General features: G+C 70.6%; 5 protein-coding genes. 3 read left to right on the top strand and 2 right to left on the bottom strand.

The genetic code is table 11. The annotated features are described in order from the left end of the window. The 3 genes from ACWGIU_RS29070 to ACWGIU_RS29060 all read left to right on the top strand — a co-directional run. The coding region (locus ACWGIU_RS29070) for an endonuclease/exonuclease/phosphatase family protein (RefSeq protein WP_453710700.1) at positions 1-922 on the top strand (922 nt) is incomplete at its 5' end. 646 nt (positions 923-1,568) lie between these two features. Next, positions 1,569-1,901, top strand: coding sequence for a metalloregulator ArsR/SmtB family transcription factor (locus ACWGIU_RS29065; protein WP_365957941.1), 333 nt, complete (start codon positions 1,569-1,571; stop codon positions 1,899-1,901). Further along, positions 1,898-2,644, top strand: coding sequence for a DUF2071 domain-containing protein (locus tag ACWGIU_RS29060; RefSeq protein ID WP_453710697.1), 747 nt, complete (start codon positions 1,898-1,900; stop codon positions 2,642-2,644). The genes ACWGIU_RS29065 and ACWGIU_RS29060 overlap by 4 nt, the downstream gene beginning before the upstream one ends. Positions 2,645-2,987: 343 nt before the next feature. On the opposite strand, the gene ACWGIU_RS29055 is transcribed toward ACWGIU_RS29060, so the two are convergent. After that, entirely contained in the window at positions 2,988-4,391 is a 1,404-nt protein-coding gene (locus ACWGIU_RS29055) for an SMI1/KNR4 family protein (protein WP_453710695.1), read from the bottom strand. 28 nt (positions 4,392-4,419) lie between these two features. Further along, positions 4,420-5,214, bottom strand: a 795-nt coding sequence (locus ACWGIU_RS29050; protein WP_453710693.1) for an MFS transporter, incomplete at its 5' end; no start/stop codon positions are given.

Raw genomic sequence — 5,214 nt, 5'->3', positions numbered from 1 at the left:
GGTGACCGCGGTGTGGGCGAATGTCCAGGCGACGAACTTCCCCGAGCGCGCCGAGGCGCTGGCCGACGAGATCGCCGAGGCCGACCCTCACCTCGTGGGCGTCCAGGAAGCCGTTCTGTGGCGCAGCCAGACGCCCGCCGGGCCGGGCAGCGCCACCCACGTGGAGTACGACTTCCTGCAGATCCTTCTCGACGAGCTCTCTGCCCGGGGCAAGCACTACAAGGCCGTGGCCAGCGTCACCGTCGGCAGCGACTTCGAGGCACCGCGCTCCACGCCCACCGGCCTGCAGGACATCCGCCTCACCGACCGCGACGTACTCCTGGCCCGGACCGACCTGCCCGCACGCAAGTTCTCCGTGGCGAACGCGCGGGCCGCCCGGTTCCAGAACCACGTGCCCCTCTGCCGCCCCGTGCTGGGCTGCCCGCCCAACCCGCCCCTGCGGATCGAGCGCGGCTGGGTCGCGGCCGACGCCACGCTGCGAGGCCGCACCACGCGGGTGGTGACCACGCATCTCGAGCCCGCCGCCCCGGCGGTCCAGGAAGCACAGACCGATGAACTGCTCGCCGGCCCGCTGAACACCACGCTCCCCACCGTGCTGCTGGGCGACCTCAACTCGGCTGCCGGCGGAGTCGGCGCGACACCGGGGATGAACACCCAGAGCTACAACCGTCTCCTGGCCGCCGGATTCACCGACGCCTGGATCACCACCCGCCACCGCAACTCCGGCTTCACCTGCTGCCAGGCCCCCGACCTGCGCAATCCCACCTCCCACCTCACCCAGCGCATCGACTACGTGCTCTTCCGCGGCAAGGTCACCGCACTGTCGACCAACCGGGTGGGCGAGGCGCAGGCCGACCGAACTCCGTCAGGACTGTGGCCCTCCGACCACGCCGGCGTCAGCGGTGTGCTCCGGCTGCGTTGAGTGACACCCACGCAGGAGTAGAACCCTTCAGGACGGGCCACCTCCAATGCCCGCCGCGCGGAGGCTCCGCCACAGGGGCCTCCGCTTGGGGAATCAGGTGGCGCTCAAGGCATGGATCGTGGGCAATTGCCTGAACCCTCACAACCGGCTACCGCCCGGCTACAGGAGCGGCCTGGTGCACTCCCGCGCCCAACTGCTCCACCCACACCGGTACCCACCAGGCGTGTCTCGTCCGCGGGCAGTGCCGAAACCAGCTCGTCATGGGTCGGATTGCCCTCCAGCTCCGGCACCAGCACACTGCCGAGGCCGAAGCGGAGGACCACGGTACGCGCCGGGCGAGCAGGGGCTCGCCGTGGCCGCGGTCCAAGGCAGTGTCAGTTGCCCTGACCTGGCTGACGACGGACGTGCGTTTCTGTCATGCCACTACCGGGACCGATCCGGCAGCCGTGAACGCATACCTGGTAAAGAACACTCAGATCGGCCAAGTAGCGCGCTAAAGGGTCAACCAGGGGGTTCTGGCGTGGTCAGACCCCAGAGCTGGCGAGCAGTGCGACTCTGTGGCGACGCAAGGGACGCCGCAGCACTGCCCCGACGGAGACTGCCAGGCTGGTTGATAGGTCTTTAGCTAATGTGCTAAATATCGAACATGACAGAAGCTCAGGACGAGGCAGGAGTCTTCCGCGCACTTGCTGATCCGACGAGGCGCCAGATCCTTGAGGACCTCAGAGGCGGTGAGCTCGCGGCAGGCGAGATCGCGAGCAGGTTTGCGATCAGTGCGCCGTCTATTTCACGGCATCTCGGCGTGCTCAAGGGGGCGGGGCTGGTCACCGAGCGCCGGGATGGCAACCGGATCCTCTACACACTGGCCGAGGATCGCCTGGCGACCTGCATCGGTCGGTTTCTCAGCGCCGTCTGCCCCGAGCAGATCGTCCTGCGCCACACCAAATGGCGCCCCGGGGCGCAGAGCGAGGGATCATGAGGCAACTACGTTTGTCCAGCGTCGTCGAACGACGGCTTCTGGTGAACTACCGGGTCGCCCCGGACGCCGTGGCACGCCTGCTTCCCGAGCCATTGCGCCCGCAACTGGTGCACGGCCACGCGGTCGCGGGCATCTGCCTACTGCGGCTGGGAAGTGTCCGGCCGACCTGGGCACCCAAGGGGTTCGGGCTACGGAGCGAGAACGCGGCGCATCGCATCGCCGTTGAATGGGACGGACCGGACGGCGTCGAGACCGGCGTCTACATCCCTCGCCGCGACACCGCCTCGCGGCTCAATGTCTGGGCAGGAGGCCGCGTCTTCCCCGGTGAACACGGCCGCGCCCGTTTCGAGGTGTACGAGACACCCGGCCAGGTGCGTGTCGCCTTCGCGACGTTGGACAACGACACCCGGGTGGACGTCACCGTCGAGCTGTCCGACGAGCTGCGGGGCAGCGAACTCTTCACCGATCTCGCCGAGGCCTCCCGCTTCTTTCAAGATGGGGCGAAGGGATACTCGGCCACCAAGCCCGGCCGCCACCTGGACGGCATGGAACTGCACACCGACGTCTGGCACGTGGAAGCCGGCCGGGTCCGCTCCGCCGCATCGTCCTTCTTCGACGACCCAGCCCTCTTCCCGCCAGGGAGCGCAACCCTGGACTGCGCCCTGGTCATGCGCAACGTTCCCGCCAGTTGGCGCCCGCTCCCGATCATGGCCGCTGGCCGAGGCGCCCCACTCGCCAAGTGAAGGGTTCCGACCTCGCTTCCGTGAGGCCTCACTCGGGCGCCGGGCCGACTGCCTTCAGCGAAAGAGAGTCCCGCGCGGCTCGCGCGGTTGCACGGCGGCTGCCTGGCCCGGACCCGGGCTTCTGAGAGGTCCTCGGAGGGAACCAAAAGAGCGAACTCGCCTCGTCACGGAGCACCAGAACTGCCATGTGACCCCGCGCGCCTGGTGACATCGCAGACAGCGGTCGGCGCGCTGAGCGGCCCCCGGCCGTCACCGGTGAGCACCTGCCTCGCCTCGCCCTCCATGCAGGTGCTCACCCAGCCCCTTCAGCCGGTGGCCGCCCTCGGCCCGGCTGAACAGCCGGCTACGCCGGCGTTCCGAGATCGCCTTCGACGACCGTCTGGATGATCTGAGGCCGGTCCCAAAGGGCCAGGATCTCGTTCGCGATGGCCACGATCGGCAGGGGGTCCTGGTTGCCATGCACCTCGATGGCTGCGGCCGACAGGCTGCGGGGTACAGCTCCGGCGTCCAGGAGGACCCTCCAGTCTTCCGGGCCGAGGTCCAGGAACTCCAACCCGGTGAGCTTGGCGATCTCCAGCGGGTCGGCCAGGGTGCCGGGGTAAGCGGCGAGAGTGCGGAGGCGGGGCAGCCCCATGACGGGGGCGAGGCTGAGCGGCGCATCGTCCCACACGCCGATGGACAGAGCCTCCAGGCCCGGGTGCGCGGCGGCCTGGATGCTGGGCAGGCTTGCGATGTTGACCCTGGCCACGGCAGAAGGCCTCTGCTGTCGCGGTCCGCCGGGCTTCGCGCTGAGCCGGCCCAGCACCAGGTCGGTGAGGGAGTCGGCGACGAGCGCGGCGCCGATACTCTCCTCGTGGGAAAGCATGATGACTTGGCCCGTGCGTCCGCGGGGACCGGGTGTCAGATCGACGGCCAACCGGTCTCCGCCGCCGTTGTCACCGAAGGCGATCCAGCCGGGTGAGCCGACGAGGCCCTGCACCATGGCGTCGGGCCGGGTGACGACCGCCTCCATCGCAGCGAACTCCCAGCGACAGTGACGCGACGCCGCGTCGGCGACGTACAGGCTGTCGAGATCGAACAGCTCGAACCCGACCGCTGCGCACTCGCTCATCGCTGCCTCGCAGTCGTCACCCAGGTCCTCCCACCGTGCCCGTGTCACCCGGTAGAGGACCTTGAGCTCGTCGGGCAGCACGACGCCCAGACGAGCTTCGGCGGCGGCGATCTCCTCCTCCGTCGCGCCGACGGCGTGCGGCAAGCGTTCACGCAGCGTCCGCTCAAGCAACTCCAGGTCCGCCGAAGGGGCCGGCGCTGCCCCGGGAACCGGTTCCGGGAGACGGCGCCACGGCTCGGGGAGAGATCCGTCCACCAGGATGAGCGCACCCGGGTGCGGGGTGCCGATGCCGGGTTCGACGGCGGGGCTGGGACCCAGCAGGCGGAGCACGGTCTTCCCGGTCGGATGGATCTCCGCCGAGAACGAGATGTCGTCGACTCCGGCGGCCGCGAGCGCGCTCTGCACCCGCTTCACCGCGTCGAGCTCCTCCTGCATGTCCTCCACCTGAGCGGCCCGGCCGGGCGGCGGCATCCGTCGCGTCAGAGCCAGACTCCAGCCCCCTCGGCCTATACGTCCTGCCACCCGAACGGACCTGGCACCGTGCTCCCGCGCCTGTTCGGCCAGAAGGAGCCGCAGCACCGGCTCCCAGGTCGCGAAGTCGCTTATCGATGCCGTGGAGAGCTTCCGATCAACCATGCGCAGACCGTACGCGGGCCCGCTGACATCAGGAGGCACCGGGCCCACGCCGACGGACCAGGTCTTCGCCGACGAGGTCACCCGCGGCTGCCGGTCGCGCGCCGCCGGGCAGCAGTGACGCCGCCAGCAGCCCCACGGCCGTCAACGCGGCCAGCGCCACCAGCGACGAGCCATGCGGTCCGGCGCTCGCGGCGACCGCGATCCCGAGGGCGGGGCCGACGTTCATGGCCGTCTGCTTGAGCCCCCCGACCACCCCGGCGTATCCGGCCGGGGCCTCGCCGACCACCGCCCCGGTGGCCGTGACCATGACGGTGGTGAACCCGGCGCCGAGCACCCCGAAGGCCATCGCGGACGCGGAGCCCAGCCCGGCGATCCCTGCGACGACCAGTCCCGTACCGGCCAGCGCGGTCCGGCGCGCCCCGAACCGGCGCAGCGCCAGGCCCGCCACCGGCGCTCCCGCGACCATCAGCGCCGTCAGCGGCAGCACCCGCACGCCGGTGGCGAGCGGGTCCAGCCCCTCGACGTCCTGGAGGTGGAACGTGGCCGTGAACAGCGCCCCGAACATGCCCGCCGAGACGATCAGCAACAGCCCCATCGAGGCCGTCACCGCCGTGGACCGGGCCACCGCGGGCGGCAGGAACGGCTGCGCGGCCCGGCGCTCGCGTCGTACGAACAGGGCCGCGAGCCCGACGGCACCGCCGAAGCCGATGACGGTGGGCGCGGCGGTCCACCCGTACGCGGGCACGCCGACCAGCGCGTGCACGAACACCGCGAGGGCGGTGGCGAGCAGGGCGGCGCCGGCAAGCTCCAGCCGCCCCCGCTC

Source organism: Streptomyces sp. NPDC054840, from assembly GCF_053611065.1.
The sequence above is the reverse complement of the archived record's forward strand: the minus strand, read 5'-3'. Positions and strand labels throughout refer to the sequence as shown.